The following is a 16,823-nucleotide window of genomic DNA, read 5'->3' as shown; positions in this document are numbered from 1 at the left end:
CATCTCTCAGCAGGGGTGATCCACCTCACTCCACTCCCAGTAGTCACGAAGTCAGCAGTTCGACTCGCGCTTCACCGGAACCCAGAAGGAACATTCATGACAACCATCGATGCGGAGCGGTTCGACAATCCGCCCACCGAGCCCAAGAAGAAGCGCGACAAGACTCACTGGCTCTACATCGCCGTGATCATCGCCGTCGTCGCCGGCGTCATCGTAGGACTGACCGCCAAGGACTTCGCCGTCGAGCTCGCGGTCCTCGGCACGCTCTTCGTCAGCCTGATCAAGATGATGATCAGCCCGGTCATCTTCTGCACCATCGTCCTCGGTATCGGATCGGTTCGAGCGGCAGCCAGCGTCGGCCGAGTCGGTGGCCTTGCCCTGGCCTACTTCATCACGATGTCGACCATCGCCCTCGGTATCGGCATGGTCGTCGGCAACCTGATTCAGCCCGGCGAGGGACTCAATATCGTGCCCGGCGGTGGCGATGAGTACGCCAAAACCGCAGAGGGTGCAGGCGGAACCATGGACTTCATCGCCGGCATCATCCCGGAGAGCTTGCTGTCGTCGCTGACCGCCGGATCCGTCCTGCAGACGCTGTTCGTCGCCATCCTCGTCGGCTTCGCGCTGCAGGCCATGGGCAAGAGCGGCGAGGGCATCCTCAAGGGCATCGGTTCGGTGCAGAAGCTCGTCTTCCGCATCCTGACCATGATCCTGTGGCTCGCCCCGATCGGTGCCTTCGGAGCCATTGCCGGTGTCGTCGGCAAGACCGGGTTCGACGCCGTCATCCAGCTCGGCACCCTGATGCTCGCCTTCTACATCACCTGCTTCATCTTCGTCTTCTTCTTCCTCGGACTGATCCTGCGCTTCGTCTCCGGCTTCTCGATCTTCAAGCTGGTCAAGTACCTGGCCCGTGAGTACCTGCTCATCGTCGCCACGTCGTCCTCCGAGTCGGCCCTGCCGCGTCTGATCGCCAAGATGGAGCACGTCGGAGTCGAGCGCACCACCGTCGGCATCGTCGTCCCCACCGGATACTCGTTCAACCTCGACGGCACCGCGATCTACCTGACGATGGCCTCGATCTTCATCGCCGACGCCATGAACATGCCGCTCTCGATCGGCGAGCAGTTCTCGCTGCTGCTCTTCATGATCATCGCCTCCAAGGGCGCAGCCGGCGTCTCCGGAGCCGGTCTGGCCACGCTGGCCGGTGGCTTGCAGAGCCATCGCCCCGAACTGCTCGACGGAGTCGGCCTGATCGTCGGAATCGACCGCTTCATGTCCGAGGCCCGTGCGCTGACGAACTTCTCGGGTAACGCCGTCGCCACCCTGCTGGTCGGCACCTGGACCAAGACCATCGACAAGGACCGGGTCAACACGGTGCTCGACGGCGGCCTTCCGTTCGACGAGGAGACCATGGTCGACGACCACCTCCCCGAGGACGACCGGCCTGCAGACAAGCAGGTCATCATCGAAAAGCACGCCGCCAAGGCGTAGTGCCTGCCGGGCGCCGCGCATCCCCCCGTCGCCCGGTTCGGAAAACCGAGAACGACCCCGCCACCAGCGGGGTCGTTCTTGTTTTCCACGTCGGTTCCCGTTCTCGGCGTACTCACAGGTAAGTTCGGATGATGACTGAAGTTCAGAACATCGGCATCAACACGCTGGGCGGTGCGCCCACCTCGCTCGACGAGTACGCCGGACGGGCCGTGCTCGTGGTCAATGTCGCGTCCAAGTGTGGACTGACCCCACAGTACGAAAAGCTCGAGAAGCTCGCCAACGATTACTCCTCTCGTGGCCTGTCGGTCGTCGGAGTGCCCTGCAACCAGTTCGGTGGCCAGGAGCCCGGCACGGCAGAAGAGATCGAAACCTTCTGCTCCACCACCTACGGCATCACGTTCGCGATGACCGAGAAGGTCGACGTCAACGGTGACAATCAGCACCCGTTGTACGCCGAACTGACCAAGACCGAAGACGCCGAAGGCAAGGCCGGAGACGTCCAGTGGAACTTCGAGAAGTTCCTGATCTCGCCCGACGGCGTCGTCACCAACCGTTTCCGTCCGCGCACCGAGCCGGACGCCCCCGAGGTGCTCGCAGCGATCGACAAGATCCTGCCGAAGGAAACGATGACCGTTTAGCTTCTGTCTGCATCGACTTCGAGCCTCGTTCACGCTGGTGTGCGAGGCTCGAGTCATGTCTGGACGCCTGATCGTGTCGGTGAGCGGTATCAAGAACGACACCTACGAGCACGCCGCCGAGTTCGCGCGGATCCTCGACGGACGAGGCGTTCCGCTCTCACTGCTCGTCGCGCCTCGGTTGAAGGACAAATACCGTCTCGCAGCGGACGCGCCAACCCAGGAATGGTTGCGGGCGCGACGCGACGGCGGCGACGCGATCGTTCTGCACGGCTACGACCAGGCCGCGACGAAGCGTCGACGCTCCGAGTTCTCCGCACTGCCGCGTCACGAAGCCCGACTTCGACTGATGGCCGCCGACCGCGTCATGGAACAGACCGGCCTGCGCACCCGGGTGTTCGCCGCTCCCCGCTGGATCGCTTCACCCGGTGCCGTGGAAGCACTGCCCGACGCGGGATTTCGAACGTTGGCTGCGCTCAACGGTATTCACGACCTCGACCGGGACGGTGTCGTCCGCGCCCGGGTCTGGGGAATCGGCGAAGGATTCAAAGCCGAACCCTGGTGGTTCAAAGCACTGGTACTCGGCGCAGGCCGCACCGCCCGCCGCGACGGAGTGGTACGCCTGGCCATCAGCGCCAAGCAACTCGGACGACCCGGACCGCGCCAGGCAATCCTCGACGCCATCGACCTCTCCCTGCACCACGGAGCCGAGGCCGGGGTCTACGAATGGACCCCGCGCACCAAATCACGCGTGGCCTAGCGGACCGCTTCGCTCGCTCGCGCGTCAATGGACCATTGCACTCCCCAGACGTATGCAATGCGACATTCACGAGCACGGGGTTGTGGCGTGAATGGCACTTTGCAGCGCTCAGACGTATGCAATGGTCCATTGACGCGAACGGGGTGGGCGCGGTCGTAGACTCGCAACAATGAGTGTCTCGACTGTGACCCTGGACGACATCGTCGCCGCGCATCGTATTCTGCGCGATCGCAATCCGCTGGTGCAGTGTCTGACCAACACCGTGTCGGTTCAGTTCGTCGCGAACGCACTGTTGTCCGCAGGGGCGGCTCCGGCGATGGTGGACAACCCAGAGGAGGCGGCCGGTTTCGCGGAGATCGCCGACGCGGTCCTGGTCAATCTCGGAACTCCGACGGCGGCGCAGGTGGAAAGTTCTCGGCTGGCGTCGGCCGCGGCGAGGGCAGCGGGGAAGCCGTGGGTACTCGATCCGGTGGGAGCGGGCGGTCTGCCGTGGCGAACCCAGGTGGCCGTGGAACTGCTTGCCAACCGGCCCAGCGTCATTCGCGCAAATGCATCGGAAGTCATGGGACTGGCGGGCGCTGACGGTGGATCGCGCGGCGTGGATTCGTCTGCAGCCGTGGCAGATTCGGTCGAAGCGGCCCGGTCGCTGCTCGATCGAGTGGACGTGGTGGCTGCATCAGGGGGGATCGATCACATCCTCGGTCCCGGCGGCCTGGTGAAGGTGGGCGGCGGAAGTGCACTGCTGCAGCGAGTTACGGCTACCGGGTGTGCGCTCGGTGCACTGACGGCTGCCTATTGCTCGGTGTCACCGAATGCGCTGATCGGTGCCGTCGCGGCGCACGCGCATGTCGCGGTGGCGTCGGAGATCGCGGCCCGGTCGACGTCGCGGCCGGGATCCTTCGCTGCCGCGTTCCTCGACGGACTCGACACGGTCGACGAGTCGGCAATTCGTCAATTGGTTCGGCTCGACATCGGCTGGCCTGAATGACGCGCGCTCCAATGTGCACCTGGCGTTCCACTGTGCCGCAGTATCCGCGGGAATGCCGCGAAATGTGCGCGTAGTGGTGCGAAAAATGCAGATCGCAGCGAAGGTAACGCCCTCTTGACCGAAACGTGATGTAACGGAACACGTTTGCGGTCGACATACCTGGCGTCGGACGAATCGAACCAGGTGGTCTTCATGAAACGACTTCTATTCCTCGCCCTCGGTGCATCGGCTCTCGTCGCCTGCGGCGGAGCGGAGCAAGGAACGCCCGCGGCAGCACCGTCCTCGGCTGTTCCGGCGGCCACGGCGGCGAGCACGACTCCGGTGACACCCGACTCGGCCACCGTCACCGAAGGCACGCAGCCGCAGCGGACACCGCCCGAGGAGGCCGGCGACCTGGTTCCGACTGGCCCGCCGGACACCGAGCCGCAGTGTCTGGATCTGGCGTCGGGGCCGGTGACACGGGCCGTTGACGCGTTGCCGCTGGTGTTCGCCGATTCACCGTGGGTGGCGACGCGGATGGGCGATCCGTGTGCGTCGTTCACCTGGGTCGAAGCCTTGCCGTACGGCGCGACGGTGAGTTCGCCGACGCATCTGCTGTTCTTCCATGACGCCGACTATCTGGGCACGGCCACCCTCGAGCCCTACGGGTTCACCTCTGTCGCGGCGCAATCCGCCGACACGATCACGGTGAACTATCGCTGGCCGCTCGCGAACGACGCCAACGCGAATCCGACCGGCGGCCCGGTGACGATCGACTATCGGTGGGACGGGACGCAAGTGACCATGATCGGGACCCTCCCGCCCGAGGTCACGGGCTAGATCGAGACGGAGGATTCCTCGGGTAGCTCGCGGATTTCGGCGTCGGACATCTCCTTGAAGCGGCCGTAATAGATGCCCCTGGCCTGCTCCGCAACCACGGCCTGGTGAATGGGGAAGGCCATCCGCGGCGCCACCGCACGCAAGAATTCGACGGTTTCGGACAGCTTCGACCAGGGTGCTGCCGCAGGAAGTGCGAGCACGTCGACCTGTTGTTCTGGAACGAACAGCGAGTCGCCCGGATGGAAGAGCTGGCCGGGGTTCTCCGGGGTGCCCAGCAGGTAGCCGGTGTTGTCGATCTCGGGCAGCTCGGGATGGATGACGGCGTGCGTGCCGCCGACGCCGGTAACCGTGATGCCGCCGACGGTGAAGGCCTTGCCTGCTGGAGCTGCCGCCCATTTGCCGCCGAGCTGGCCTGCGGTCATCGGATCGGCGTGCAGTGCCGCTCGCGGATTCGCCTCGACGAGCGCGGGAAGCCGTTGCAGATCAACGTGATCCGGATGCTGATGGGTGACGAGGATCGCGTCGAGTCCGGTGATGCCCTCGAACCCGTGAGAGAACGTGCCGGGATCGAACAACGCGGTGGTGCCGTTGAGTTCGACGAGAACGCAGGAATGTCCGAAGTGTGTCAGCCGCATGGACTCCACAGTAAGCGCGGTTTCGCGCCTCCCGCCAGGGCTGCGTAGACTCCCACCTGCCGGTAACTGTCTTGCTGTACGTATTTCAAGGAGCGCTTTCGTGGCCCGAGTCGTTGTCGATGTCATGCCCAAGGCCGAGATTCTCGATCCGCAGGGTCAGGCGATCGCAGGAGCGCTCGGCCGTCTGGGGATCTCCGGCGTGTCCGACGTCCGCCAGGGCAAGCGCTTCGAGCTCGAGGTCGACGACACCGTCGACGACGCTGAACTCGAGAAGATCGCAGAATCACTGCTGGCCAACACCGTGATCGAGGACTGGACGGTCACTCGCGTCTCGGTGGAGCCCGCCGCATGAGCGCCCGCGTAGGGGTCATCACGTTTCCCGGGACCCTCGACGACGTCGACGCCTCGCGCGCCGTAACCCTCGCCGGTGGCGAGGCCGTCAGTCTGTGGCATGCCGATGCGGATCTGAAGAACGTCGACGCCATCGTCGTCCCCGGCGGATTCTCGTACGGCGACTACCTCCGGGCCGGTGCAATCGCTCGCTTCGCCCCCGTGATGGAGTCCGTCGTGAAGGCCGCCGAGGGTGGCATGCCGATCCTCGGCATTTGCAACGGCTTTCAGGTGCTCTGCGAGGTGGGCCTGCTCCCCGGCGCGCTGACCCGTAACGAGGGTCTGCACTTCGTCTGCCGCGATCAGTGGCTGAAGGTGGAGAACACCGACACCGCATGGTCGTCGCGCTACGAGCCCGGTGCCGAGATCCTGATCCCGGTCAAGAATGCCGAGGGCCGGTTCCAGGCACCGCAGAACGTGCTCGACGAGCTCGAGGGCGAGGGTCGCGTCGTGTTCCGCTACAGCGGCACCAACCCGAACGGATCGCAGCGGGGGATCGCAGGAATATCCTCGGCCAACGGTCGGGTCGTCGGTTTGATGCCGCACCCCGAGCACGCCACCGAGCCGTTGACCGGACCGAGCGACGACGGCCTGGGGATCTTCTACTCGGCACTGGACACGATCGTCAACGCCTGAGTTTCGTGTCGGTGGTCGCGGTTATTGTGCCGCCATGACACTGACCTTGGGCATGATCACGTTCGACACAACCGATCCGGAACCGCTCGCACACTGGTGGGCGGCACAGGTGGACGGAACGATCGTGGAAGATAACGACGGCTGGTTCTACGTCGTCGAACTCGCTGCGGCACCGTACCGAATGGCGTTTCAGAAGGTCGACGACCCGACGCCGGGCAAGAATCGCGTCCACCTCGACATGACCACCCTTGACCTCGACGCTGAGGTCGCGCGGCTGGTCGAGGCGGGTGCACGCGAAGTTGCGCAGCACACCATGGGCGACTTTCGCTGGGTGACGCTGAGCGACCCCGACGGCAACGTGTTCTGCGTGTCCGGGTCGCACTGAGCAGTGAATGCCGGCCCAGGCATGGGTGACTCTGGTGGTGGGCGTCCTCGCCGTCGTCGGAGTCGCTCTCACCATTCGCCAGCGCACCGTCGCCGACAAACGAGCGCAGGCATGGCTTCACTAGTCCGTTGGACACGTGTCCGGAGTATTTCTGCGAAGTGCTCTCGTCTCGCAAAGTGCTTCGTGGCGCGGATGAGGTTGAAGGCGCGCCAACACCAGGCAGGTCGCGCTGAGGCAGAACCCCCGACGAAGGTGCGAGAAGGGGTGTCTCAAGGTCTGGGTGGAATTGTTCGTTGATTGCGTGACCGCGATGGACGTGGTCGCCTGTGAAGGCATCGAGGTCGGCGGTCCGACTATCGGGCACCTGCCAATGGAATTGGCAGGTGCCTCAATGCTTTAAACAATCTCGTCCAGCCATCTGTCGATGACGCGCTTGAGGACATCGGGTCGAAGGCGCTTGACCTCTTCGATTTCGGTAACCCTTTTTCTGACCTTCGCAACCCACTCGGACGGGAAATTGAACGGCAATCGTTCGGAAGTGCGTGGCGTCCGTACCGGGGTTTTGCTTAGCTCCTCGGTCGGAAATAGGTCGAGCAAAGACATCATCTGGCGCGGGGTGGGTGCGAGCGGTTGCCCGGCGACTCCCCACTTCAGAATGGAGTTTCCGGCGCTTTCCACACACAAGCCGTCTTTGTGCGCGAAGTCGTGCCGGATTTGAGAGAGCTCGTAGAAGAACTCCGACTTCACATCGTTCCTGTCCCAACCGTGGCCTTCGGCGTCAGTTCCGTGTGCGGTCGCAAGTCTTTCCCGATACACGTCTTCCCACATCGCAGCGATGGTGCCGAACCATTGGCCATATGCCATCCGGTACAGGGGTGGAGGTGTGCCACCGCTGAACATCTCAGCAAAAGCGGCGGCTTCGTTTCCGGGTGTCATGATGGAAGGGGGAGCGGTCATCAGGCTCGATAACATCGACATGGGAACTGCACCATCAGTATTTGTGCTCTGCAGCTTCATTGTCGGCACATTCAGGTGGTCACCGACGGCCTTGCCGTTGTCCTTTGATTCACGCCACTCAACGATTTTCGTCGACAGCGCGTGGCACGCGGTCAGTGTGAGCAGCAGCGCGACCCGGTAGCTCTCGGCGAATTCGGCGATCACTTCGTCGACCGTTTGCACGCGTAGGGAGGGGTCCCCATCCAGGGTTGTCGCAACCGATCCAGCGGCAGCTCGTAGCTCATCCAATGCGTCGCGCAGCTCACCGTTCGTTTTAGGGAGGTTAGGTTTGCCCAGTGAATCGAACTTGTGCAGAGCCGCCGCCAGCGGAGCGATGGCTAGCGCGATGTGTCCCGCGGGCGCATCGCCGTCGAGAGCTTCGATCTGGTCCGCGAACACGCCTTGGAGCGTTCCTACGATAGTGGTGACGAGGCTCAGCGAAATTCCCCAACCGCGCTCACCGAAATTCCCCACTCGTGAGCGAACTTCACTGTAGTGGTTGGCGGGTTCCTGTGGTGGCTTTGCGGAGCTTCTCCGATCTGGCGTTGTGGTCTCGGAGACGGTAGGAATCACCGTCGAGGTTGAGCACGACGGATCGATGCAGAAGCCGGTCGAGCATGGCTGCTGCGACGGTGTTGTCACCGAGCACTTCACCCCACGATCCCACGCCACGGTTGGTGGTCATCACGATCGACGTCTTCATATACCGTTGCGAGACAACCTGAAACAACGCCGACGCTGCCTCGCCGGGCAACGGTAGGTAGCCGAGTTCATCAACGACGAGAAGTGTCGGTCCAGCGTAGAACCGCATCGTCGTAGCCCACCTTCCTTCGAGAGCGGCTCGATGACAGCGGGCAGCGAGATCAGCTGCGGTGGTGAAATACGTTCGATAGCCGGCATGAGCTGCGGCACGCGCCAGCCCGACCGACAGATGCGTTTTGCCGACCCCGGGCGGGCCGATGAGCAGCACATTCGTCGCTGTCTCCAAGTATCGGCAGGTCGCCAACTCCTCGATCAACTTCCTGTCGACACCAGCGGCTGCGTCGTAGTCGAAGTCCTCGAGCGATGCCGGTGTCGGCAGGCACGCGAATCGGAGTCTGCCGTTCAGTCGGCGGGCTTCGGTGGCCTCGACCTCGATCGAGAGCAACCGGTCCAACGCCGCGGTCATCGACAGTTCTTCGGCGGCTGCTTGATCGAGGACCGACGGCAGCGCTTCGGCGGCGTCGTGAAGTTTCAGGACAGCGAGATGCCCCCGCAGGCGTTGGTAAAGGCTGGCTGCAGCGGCGGTGTTCGGGGCCGGTAACCGGTCGGCGTTCGTGGCAGCTTTCTGGTCGGTCATGACAGGGTGTTCCTTCCGTGTGCGGCGCGTTCATAGATCGACAGGTCGTAGATAATCGCTCCTGCGGTATCGGATTCGGTTGCGTGACTGTCGTTTTCCGATCTGTCCGCTGCGTCGGGATATGTTGCACTGGTTGTTGTTCGGAGCTTCTCTGCAGCGGCGAGTGCGTCCGGTCCGGGCGGAATACGTTCCTTGCGGCGGTGCGGACGTCCGGTGTTCGCGCCGGCCATCGCTGCTTGCTCGAGGGCGTAGATGTGGCCGTGATCGCGGACCATCGCCCCGGTCCCATCGGCCGCCAGCCGGTGCCGGGCGATGGCGATACCCGAGGTGGTGACGATGTCGATGACGTCGGTCCCGAGAACGTGGGTGACGGTGACCTGCGCGGACGCGAGCTCGGGCGGCACTGAGTAGCGGTTGCCGCGGTAGGACACCAACGCCTGCCGGGATACGACTCGATGAGTGGACAGGATCGCGGGATACGCGGACGGCGGCATCGGATGCAGTCCTTCGGCGGTGGCGATCGTCGCTACCGAAGTTTTGCCGTCCTTCGTCGGCCGCAAGCGAGTATCGCCGCGCAGACTGCAGAACCGATCGAGGCTCGCTTGGGCTTGCTCGACGCTCAGATCGTCGGAGAGATTTCGCCACCACCGCTGCGCTGCAGTGTGATTGGACTTCTCCACTGCACCTTTGCGGTTGCCGCGCCTCGGTGGGCAGATCGCAACGGAGACACCGTAATGTTTCGCGACGCCGGTGAAGCTGGCGGTGACCCGGCCGGACTCGGGGTGGCAGACTGTGGCCATTCGGTCGAACCGCCAGACTCGGCTGATCCCGCCGAGGCCTCGGCAGATCCGGTCGAGTCCGTCGACGACATGTGGTTGGGTCATGTTCGGTGCGAGGACGCCGCGCCATTTGCCCGAACACGCCAGAGTTCCGACGAACAGGTGGGCCATCGATCCCCAGCCCCACGAGGCGGGTGGGTTGGGTAGATCGACCCAATCCCATTGTGTCTCTTCCCCTGGCGGGTGTTCGATGACCGCGTTGGGTCTTTCGGTGGCCGTCAGGCACGCTTGGCAGATCGGCCGGAGTTTGAGTTCGCGGATCTTGCGGTGCAGCGTTTGATACGACATCAGATAGCCGAGGTCCTCGAGTTCGTCGCAGAGCGTGCGGACCCACAGGTGTGGGTCGTCGATCAGACGTGCAGTGACGTAGGCGAGGAACACCTCGAATGGGTCCGGTGCGCTGCGTTTACGCACCCCGGGAGTGGTGGTGCCGTTCAGGTACGACCTGATGGTCTTGCGGTCGCGGCCGGTGTGACGCGCGATGTCCGCGATCTTCCAGCCTCGTTTGTGCAAGGCGTTGATTTCCACATCTTCCTCCTGTGTAAGCATGAGGAGCGGGTCTCCTTCGGATAGCTGGTGCGTGGTCAGAGACCATCAGCTTCGTTGGAGACCCGCCCTCGTTGGCGGTGCCACACGGGTGGGGAATTTCGATGAGCGCTAGTGGGGAATTTCGATGAGCGCCGTCAGTGGCCATGTTTATCCGTGCGTCGCGGTCGACGGGTAGGCCGCCCGTCAGCATTTGATCCGTGGTCGAGTGCACGGAGCGGGCGTTCGCGAGCCAGCGTTCGCGACGGTCGTGGAGTGCCATTCCCACAGGATAGACACTGCGCATGTGACGGGATCCGTGTTCGAGGACTGGTGAAGTTCTGTTCGGACAGTCGGTCCGCGTGTCTGGCGCAGGTCGCTTTACGGTCGGTAATACCCTGCAGGTATGAGGCAAGGTCTGGACCGAGCGCAACTCAATATCGGTTGAGGTGAATCGTGGCGGTCGGCTGGTTCGTGAGATTCTACGATTTCAGCCGCCCGTTAGTTCGAGTTGACGTCGCGGGGATCGCCTTCGACGATGTACTCGCACTAGCCAAAGCCAACGGGGCCAGACATGGAACGCCTTACTTTCTGAGTCCAGGGGGCAGGGCAGATGGCCGACTCAACGCTTTTTGGCGCTCGCCGGTGCTTTGGGGCGCAGCAGATAGCACAGTCCGTCGCTACGCCCTCAGCATCAAAGTCTGGTTGGACTTCCTACACGCCGTGGACGTCGAATGGACCGCGGCCACCTCGAACGACCTCGCAGTGTTCAAGAACTGGCGGATGTCAGTAGAAAGCAATCCGGATCCTGTATCTGCCAACACATTCCGGTTGGACCTGGCTGCCGTGCGGAAGCTGTATCTGTGGGCTGCAGACGAGTGCGGCGTGGCGAATCCCGTGCGGAGCCATGTGCTGTCGGGCGGCTACCGAGGCGAAACTCGGCTGGACGCCACGCCTTCGGATATCCGCACGTCAGACGTCAAATGGATGACTCCTTCGGCATTTCGGCAATGGCGCACCATCGGTTTGAGCGGATACACGCGCGACGGCCAGCAGCGTGAACGGTGGGTTGGACGCACAGAGGACCGCGACGTCGCGTACGCAGACGGGCTCTACGGTGCCGGGCTGCGGATGGGGGAGTGGGCCAGCGTGCTCACGTCCGAAATTCCCGGGGTCTCGACGGAGCGACTACTGCGTCTCAGGCTCGCATCGGCCTGCGCAAAGTCCGGCGTCTCTCGTCCCTACTGGTTGCGGCGAGCGGTCTTACAGGCTGTTCGGTTCTACATCGAGGACGGTAGCCGTCAGGCGGTAGTGGCAGCAGCTCAGCGCAATGGACGGTACGACGTCGTCCCTAATAAATGGGTGGTCGATGAGATCGGTTCGAACGGCATCTTGCTGGCAACCGATCAGGACGGGGTGCGACGTCGGGTGAATGTGGACAGCGTGGGTCCTTCGTTGCGGAGTCGACTGTTCATCCGTACTCCGGCGGGATTGGAACCGATGATGTTGTTCCTCAATATGGATGGTCTTCCGCGACATAAAGCAGCTTGGTACAACACCTTTCGTGATGCGAACAGGCGAGCGGCAAAGGAGCTGGGTGACCGGTCCGGGAGGCTGTGGTGTCGCCCGCACATGCTGCGGCACAGCTTCGCGCTGCGGTGGTACTGCATTGCGACCTTCGTCGCCTGGCAACGAACCGACATGCTCACCGTCGCCGAGCGCCGAGATTTCCGCAACCAGCTGGGCGACGTCTGGTTCTTGTTGGCGACGTTGCTCGGGCACCGAAGTGCGGAAACTACCAGGCAGGTCTATCTGGAGCCGTTTCAAGGGTTGCAGGTCGAACAGCTGGTGGCGCTGATGGACGCAGACGATCGGGACGCGCTGGAGCGGTTGGCCGGCGCTGTCGGTGCCGGGCATCCGCGTGTCATCGAGGGGATCGGGCCGTGACGGTGGGGAGGCCTGCTACGCCGCCTCCGGCGGGGTGGGTGGCACCATTTGTATGCGGTCCAGAGCTTCAGGTGCCGTTCATCAGTGAGGATGGGACGCAGCGCGCCGTCTTCGATTTCGATCGCCTGCCCTGTGACGTCAGGGTGCGAAAAGAACTGGCGACGTGCTTCACCGCCGTGAACGGGCCGTTGGGGACGAGCCGTCGCGTTAAAACTGCGCAATCTTATTGGGGCACAGTGCGGTTCGTCTCGAAGTGGCTGGCGAAGACGCGCCCGGGACTACGGTCGCTGAGCGAGTTGACCGCTGCGGACATCGAGATGATCTGCATGGCGCTGCGGTTGCCGAGTGGGGACAAACGTTGTTACGAGTTTCGGGTGCTTCTGCGTGCCGGCACGGTGCAGCTCCGACCGGGCGTCATCGACAGGTTCGCTCAGTTCGATAAAAAGGTTCGATCCGACCCCGCGCAGCCGTATTCCGACGTCGAGTTTCAGCGCATCACAACGGTATTGCGCGCGATGGTTCGGAACGCGAAAAGCCGGCTGCGTGAACATCGTCAGCTGGTCACGGACTACCGAGCCGGAAAATTCGATGATCTCGATCGAAACGAACCACGCGTGGTTCTTGCCGAGGTGCTCGACTACTGCATGCGGACCGGCTCACTTCCCCTGACCGGCATACGCACACCGAAGCGATCCGCCAGGGCGTGGCAGGCGTATCTCGTCGGCGGCAGCCGTCCCCTCCACACGCTGATTCACCTGACCGCTGGGGAAGCGTGGGCATTCGCGATGTTGCTGGCCGCGACCACCGGACACAACCGATCGGTCATCGAAGCCCTCCCTGCCCGTCACCATCTCGCGACCGCAGCGGACGAGCCTCAGATTGCCCTGGTCGAGATGAACAAACCCCGCAGAGGCCGGCGAGCTCGAATGACCGTTCCCCTGACCGGCGTGCCGCCTGAGCTACGTTCGCCCATGGCCGACCCCCGACCACCGCGCATTGCAGAGACGTCACTGACCAGTGCATACGGAGTGTTCACCCTCCTCCTCGACCTCACCGAGCCCGGCAGAGCAGTCTTGAACACCCAGTGCGCGTTCGTCTACTACAACCCAACCCCGCCCGCCCGGGGCGCGGTCGTATTGAGCGATGGACTGCCCGCCGACGGGGACCACCGCCGTTGCCATCCCCGCTGGCTTCGGCCCTGGCTGACCGGAAACGAACAGGACGACGCACTGCTCCTCGGGATTGGCTTCAACCGTATGCGCAAGACCTACCTGGAGCGGACCCGGACGCCGACCGCGCACACTCCAGCAACATTGGCCGGCTACCTCTCCCGGATGGACACTGTCCGCTTCGAGGGATTTCAGATCGTCCACGAAGCATTGGCCGAACAAGTCGAGTCGGCGCTTGCGCGCCGTGAGATGACACTCGAGCAGAATGCGATGGTCGCGGGCGACGATACGGCGTTGGGGGTATGCACCGACTTCACTCATTCACCTCTCGATGGTGGTCGGACATGCTCTCAAAACTTCCTCAGTTGTCTGGACTGTTCCAATGCCAGAGCGTTACCTCGGCATCTACCCATGCAGCTCGCCGTCCTCGACGCGCTGCGCGACCTCAGAGCCGCTCTGACAGCCCACCGATGGGCACTCGAATACGCCGGTCGTGTCGCGCAGATCGAGGACATGATCAGCGCATACGAGCCTGCACAAGTACGCGTGGCCCGCGAGAAGATCTCCGACGATGAGCGCCGCCTGGCTCTGCGATTACTGGACGGAGTGTTCGACACGCCATGAGTCGGCCAGCATCGGCATCTGCGCCCGAATTTCCCGTAATCGACGGCATTGCAGCAGTTCCCGATGCTCCCGTGTTCCACCGCAGGCCATTGCACGAAGTCGGGTCGATCGGTGCACCTCGGTTCGGTGACGATTTCTGGGACCTCACACCCGCGATGCATCTCAGACACCGGAAAGTGACCGTGAACTGGCTGGCATTTCCCGCCGAGTTCCGTGAACCGATGAAGCTTTACACCTTCGCGCTGATCAACGTCACAAACCGTTCCCCACGGCTCGTCGCCGCCAACAGCGGATTTCCATCCCTTCCGACGATCAAGCACGACCTGCAACACTTGCGACGTTTTGCCGGGTGGCTTGTCGGACGCGGCTATCACAGGTTCGATCAACTCCACGACGATGACCTCGACGACTACGCCAGGCTCGTACTTTCCAGAGAAGATACTTCGGCGAGGGTCAAACGCTCGTTGTTGTGCGCAGTCATGAGACTGCACGCATACCGGGAATACCTGCCAGAACACTGTCGACTGCAGGTCGTTCGTTCTTTGTGGGGAGCAGCCACCGCAGGTCAGATCGTAGGCGTTTCAAATGCAAGCAGATCGGAGAACGCAACATCTCGCATCACCCCGGATGTCATGGGAGCACTGCTGTCCGCCGCGCTCGTCACCATCGACGTCATCGGCCCTGACATAGTCGGTACCGCCATCACGGTATCGACCATGCGCCGAATTGCCCACGAAAGCATTGGCAGGCAACAGCCATCTCGATGGGGTAAGCCTGATCTGGCCGGCGCGACAGCGAGGTTCGAGACCCTACTTCCGGCGTTGCGGGAGGCGAAGATCCCTATACCTGGGATCGGAGGCAGCGCCCTCGGCATAGATGTCGAAGGCCTTGCGGTCGGCAGCTTCATGGACACGACAACCCTCAAGGGGATGGCCTCACTGATCTCCGACATTGCGCAACAACGGATCCCGACCACAGTGGACCTCCTGCGAGTAACAGACTTTTCAGAGATCACTGGCCACCGATGGCGGGATGAACCCGTCGGGGCCCGTGAGTTGCTCAAACTGATCGACCACGTCGTCGCAGCGTGTTTGGTACTCACCACCTACTTGTCGGGCATCAGGCCAGGGGAAGCGCTGAATCTCAGACGCGGTTGCATCAGCCGCTCGAAAACCCTCGAGCTCGTATTCCTCTCGGGCACCCAAGAGAAAACCCAACCCGGTCGCCGCGAACGCTCACCTGCGACCATTCCGTGGGTTGTCACCGAGCACGTCGGCAGGGCCATCGCTCTCCTGGAACAACTGGCTCCAGGAGAACTACTGTTCCCCTACGCCGGGAGATACACGCCAGATGCGTTTCAGCACTCCAGTTCTCGTGTTATGTCCGCCAGTCGTGCAAACCAGCGAGTGCGTGCTTTTGTCGAGTGGTTCAACACCGACATTGCCGGGACAGTCGGACACGAGCAGATAGCCGCCGACCCCCATGGGCCGATCACGCTGTCTCGATTTCGCCGTACATTGGCCTGGCACATCGTCCGCCGACCGGGTGGACTCATTGCCGGAGCAATTCAGTACGGGCATCTGCGAACTCAGATCACCCAAGGTTATGCCGGTCAGGCTGATGCAGGATTCAACGACGATGTCGGATTTGAGGAGTTCTTGCTGCGCTGCGAGACCATCCATGCGGACCACCAACGACTACAATCTGGCGAACAAGTTTCCGGCCCAGCGGCCAGCAGTTACATCGGCAGGGTCACCGCTGCCCGAGAATTCCTCGGGCACAGCGTGAGTTCCCCAGCGCAAGCACGGGCGTTACTCGCCAACGAAACCCTGCAGATTCATCACGGAGCGTTCCTCACCTGCGTCTACCGAGCTGAGACAGCAGCGTGTCGAGATGCGGCCCAAAGCGATACCGCTCCGGTCTGGCGGAAATGCAAGCCCAGCTGTCGCAACATCGCTCGAACGGACCAGGACATCGATGCTCTCGAAGCGCACAACGATGATTTGATCAGCGACCCGCTCCAGCTGCATCTACCGCTTCCGCTGCGGGCGCGTCTCAACGAACGCACAACGTCGAACTCGGCGATCATCTCCGACCATCGAGGCACGGCGACATCAGCATCCAATCTGCACAAACATCAACCACAGGCGGAAACGTGGACAAGCGAGTTCTGATTCAGAAAGCAATCGCAAACCTCATCTCGGGGAACCCGACCTGCTCAGACGGCAAGCTTACGGTCAGCAACCTGGCGAAGGAAGCAGGTTTGCACCGGCAGAGGCTCTACGACGAGTTCCCTGACCTGGTCGAACACTTTAGAACGCAAGCGGGGTCATTCGCCCCGGTCGGTGTCCAAAAGCAGCTGCAACTCGCAGAATCAGCCGTCGAGCAACTCGGCAAACGTAATGACGAACTTGTCCAGCAGATTAAGGAACGCGAACTGCGAATAGAAGTCCTTTCTGCTCTCGTCGTCGAACTGACCCTCCAGCAGGAGCAGCTCAATCTGGTGTATCTGCGTCCGAATCAGGCTGGGCGACATCCCTAGGCGCATCACCTGAAGCTTCCCTGGACGGCCGACTTCGCTATCGATCCTTGGCACGACCTGTCTCACACGTCTCCCAGAAACCAGTACTTCATCGCGGCAAACG

The 16,823-nt window shown here is 62.7% G+C and carries 16 protein-coding genes; 12 read left to right on the top strand and 4 right to left on the bottom strand.

From position 1 onward, the window contains the following. Nucleotides 1-96 precede the first annotated feature (96 nt). The 5 genes from NY08_RS12660 to NY08_RS12640 all read left to right on the top strand — a co-directional run bounded on the left by NY08_RS12660 (nucleotide 97) and on the right by NY08_RS12640 (nucleotide 4,693). Nucleotides 97-1,491, top strand: a complete 1,395-nt coding sequence (locus NY08_RS12660; protein WP_032395930.1) for a cation:dicarboxylate symporter family transporter — start codon at nucleotides 97-99, stop codon at nucleotides 1,489-1,491. 128 nt (nucleotides 1,492-1,619) lie between these two features. Beyond that, nucleotides 1,620-2,129, top strand: a complete 510-nt coding sequence (locus NY08_RS12655; protein WP_032395929.1) for a glutathione peroxidase — start codon at nucleotides 1,620-1,622, stop codon at nucleotides 2,127-2,129. A gap of 55 nt (nucleotides 2,130-2,184) precedes the next feature. After that, nucleotides 2,185-2,886 (top strand): DUF2334 domain-containing protein, encoded by a 702-nt coding sequence (locus NY08_RS12650; protein ID WP_045196676.1) that lies wholly within the window; start codon nucleotides 2,185-2,187, stop codon nucleotides 2,884-2,886. A 169-nt stretch (nucleotides 2,887-3,055) separates the two neighbouring features. Next, the gene (thiM, locus tag NY08_RS12645; protein ID WP_045196675.1) at nucleotides 3,056-3,874 is read left to right on the top strand and encodes a hydroxyethylthiazole kinase; all 819 of its coding nucleotides are present in this window, start codon (nucleotides 3,056-3,058) and stop codon (nucleotides 3,872-3,874) included. A 192-nt stretch (nucleotides 3,875-4,066) separates the two neighbouring features. Continuing rightward, entirely contained in the window at nucleotides 4,067-4,693 is a 627-nt protein-coding gene (locus tag NY08_RS12640; RefSeq protein WP_045200311.1) for an LppP/LprE family lipoprotein, read from the top strand. On the opposite strand, the gene NY08_RS12635 is transcribed toward NY08_RS12640, so the two are convergent. Then, nucleotides 4,690-5,328 (bottom strand): MBL fold metallo-hydrolase, encoded by a 639-nt coding sequence (locus NY08_RS12635; protein ID WP_045200309.1) that lies wholly within the window; start codon nucleotides 5,326-5,328, stop codon nucleotides 4,690-4,692. The two genes, NY08_RS12640 and NY08_RS12635, sit on opposite strands and share 4 nt — an antisense overlap. A 100-nt stretch (nucleotides 5,329-5,428) precedes the next feature. Here NY08_RS12635 and purS point away from each other — a divergent pair, with 100 nt between their 5' ends. The 3 genes from purS to NY08_RS12620 are packed head-to-tail and all read left to right on the top strand — an operon-like array spanning nucleotide 5,429 to nucleotide 6,739. Beyond that, nucleotides 5,429-5,680 carry a phosphoribosylformylglycinamidine synthase subunit PurS gene (gene purS / locus NY08_RS12630; protein ID WP_032395924.1) on the top strand — a complete coding sequence of 84 codons (252 nt, stop codon included), beginning with the start codon at nucleotides 5,429-5,431 and terminating at the stop codon, nucleotides 5,678-5,680. Then, the gene (gene purQ / locus NY08_RS12625; protein ID WP_045196674.1) at nucleotides 5,677-6,354 is read left to right on the top strand and encodes a phosphoribosylformylglycinamidine synthase subunit PurQ; all 678 of its coding nucleotides are present in this window, start codon (nucleotides 5,677-5,679) and stop codon (nucleotides 6,352-6,354) included. The genes purS and purQ overlap by 4 nt, the downstream gene beginning before the upstream one ends. 34 nt (nucleotides 6,355-6,388) lie before the next feature. Continuing rightward, on the top strand, nucleotides 6,389-6,739 hold the full coding sequence (locus tag NY08_RS12620) for a VOC family protein (RefSeq protein ID WP_045196673.1): 351 nt from the start codon (nucleotides 6,389-6,391) through the stop codon (nucleotides 6,737-6,739). A 396-nt stretch (nucleotides 6,740-7,135) separates the two neighbouring features. Here NY08_RS12620 and NY08_RS12615 read toward each other — a convergent pair whose 3' ends face one another. The 3 genes from NY08_RS12615 to NY08_RS12605 all read right to left on the bottom strand — a co-directional run bounded on the left by NY08_RS12615 (nucleotide 7,136) and on the right by NY08_RS12605 (nucleotide 10,462). Then, entirely contained in the window at nucleotides 7,136-8,134 is a 999-nt protein-coding gene (locus NY08_RS12615; RefSeq protein WP_045196671.1) for a hypothetical protein, read from the bottom strand. Between the two features lie 88 nt (nucleotides 8,135-8,222). After that, nucleotides 8,223-9,074 (bottom strand): IS21-like element helper ATPase IstB, encoded by an 852-nt coding sequence (gene istB / locus NY08_RS12610; RefSeq protein ID WP_045194497.1) that lies wholly within the window; start codon nucleotides 9,072-9,074, stop codon nucleotides 8,223-8,225. After that, nucleotides 9,071-10,462 carry a Mu transposase domain-containing protein gene (locus NY08_RS12605; RefSeq protein ID WP_045194499.1) on the bottom strand — a complete coding sequence of 464 codons (1,392 nt, stop codon included), beginning with the start codon at nucleotides 10,460-10,462 and terminating at the stop codon, nucleotides 9,071-9,073. The genes istB and NY08_RS12605 overlap by 4 nt, the downstream gene beginning before the upstream one ends. 432 nt (nucleotides 10,463-10,894) lie before the next feature. Here NY08_RS12605 and NY08_RS12600 point away from each other — a divergent pair, with 432 nt between their 5' ends. The 4 genes from NY08_RS12600 (at nucleotide 10,895) to NY08_RS25855 (ending at nucleotide 16,720) form a co-directional block, all read left to right on the top strand. Further along, the gene (locus NY08_RS12600; protein WP_235386888.1) at nucleotides 10,895-12,385 is read left to right on the top strand and encodes a site-specific integrase; all 1,491 of its coding nucleotides are present in this window, start codon (nucleotides 10,895-10,897) and stop codon (nucleotides 12,383-12,385) included. 71 nt (nucleotides 12,386-12,456) lie between these two features. Further along, nucleotides 12,457-14,178, top strand: a complete 1,722-nt coding sequence (locus NY08_RS25165; RefSeq protein WP_144407360.1) for a hypothetical protein — start codon at nucleotides 12,457-12,459, stop codon at nucleotides 14,176-14,178. Continuing rightward, nucleotides 14,175-16,352 carry a hypothetical protein gene (locus NY08_RS12590; RefSeq protein ID WP_052683785.1) on the top strand — a complete coding sequence of 726 codons (2,178 nt, stop codon included), beginning with the start codon at nucleotides 14,175-14,177 and terminating at the stop codon, nucleotides 16,350-16,352. The genes NY08_RS25165 and NY08_RS12590 overlap by 4 nt, the downstream gene beginning before the upstream one ends. Next, the gene (locus tag NY08_RS25855; RefSeq protein ID WP_144407359.1) at nucleotides 16,334-16,720 is read left to right on the top strand and encodes a hypothetical protein; all 387 of its coding nucleotides are present in this window, start codon (nucleotides 16,334-16,336) and stop codon (nucleotides 16,718-16,720) included. The genes NY08_RS12590 and NY08_RS25855 overlap by 19 nt, the downstream gene beginning before the upstream one ends. Nucleotides 16,721-16,823: the final 103 nt, after the last annotated feature.

The sequence above is a fragment of the Rhodococcus sp. B7740 genome, assembly GCF_000954115.1.
In the GTDB taxonomy this organism is placed as follows: Bacteria; Actinomycetota; Actinomycetes; order Mycobacteriales; family Mycobacteriaceae; genus Rhodococcoides.
Note: the sequence above shows the minus strand (reverse complement) of the source record. Positions and strands in the feature narration are given on the sequence as shown.

What these genes read in the sequence shown, in the direction of transcription:
- NY08_RS12660 (WP_032395930.1), top strand. Translation starts at nt 97, where the DNA reads ATGACAACCATCGATGCGGAGCGGTTCGACAATCCGCCCACCGAGCCC.
- NY08_RS12655 (WP_032395929.1), top strand. Translation starts at nt 1,620, where the DNA reads ATGATGACTGAAGTTCAGAACATCGGCATCAACACGCTGGGCGGTGCG.
- NY08_RS12650 (WP_045196676.1), top strand. Translation starts at nt 2,185, where the DNA reads ATGTCTGGACGCCTGATCGTGTCGGTGAGCGGTATCAAGAACGACACC.
- thiM (WP_045196675.1), top strand. Translation starts at nt 3,056, where the DNA reads ATGAGTGTCTCGACTGTGACCCTGGACGACATCGTCGCCGCGCATCGT.
- NY08_RS12640 (WP_045200311.1), top strand. Translation starts at nt 4,067, where the DNA reads ATGAAACGACTTCTATTCCTCGCCCTCGGTGCATCGGCTCTCGTCGCC.
- NY08_RS12635 (WP_045200309.1), bottom strand. Translation starts at nt 5,328, where the DNA reads ATGCGGCTGACACACTTCGGACATTCCTGCGTTCTCGTCGAACTCAAC.
- purQ (WP_045196674.1), top strand. Translation starts at nt 5,677, where the DNA reads ATGAGCGCCCGCGTAGGGGTCATCACGTTTCCCGGGACCCTCGACGAC.
- NY08_RS12620 (WP_045196673.1), top strand. Translation starts at nt 6,389, where the DNA reads ATGACACTGACCTTGGGCATGATCACGTTCGACACAACCGATCCGGAA.
- istB (WP_045194497.1), bottom strand. Translation starts at nt 9,074, where the DNA reads ATGACCGACCAGAAAGCTGCCACGAACGCCGACCGGTTACCGGCCCCG.
- NY08_RS12605 (WP_045194499.1), bottom strand. Translation starts at nt 10,462, where the DNA reads ATGCTTACACAGGAGGAAGATGTGGAAATCAACGCCTTGCACAAACGA.
- NY08_RS12590 (WP_052683785.1), top strand. Translation starts at nt 14,175, where the DNA reads ATGAGTCGGCCAGCATCGGCATCTGCGCCCGAATTTCCCGTAATCGAC.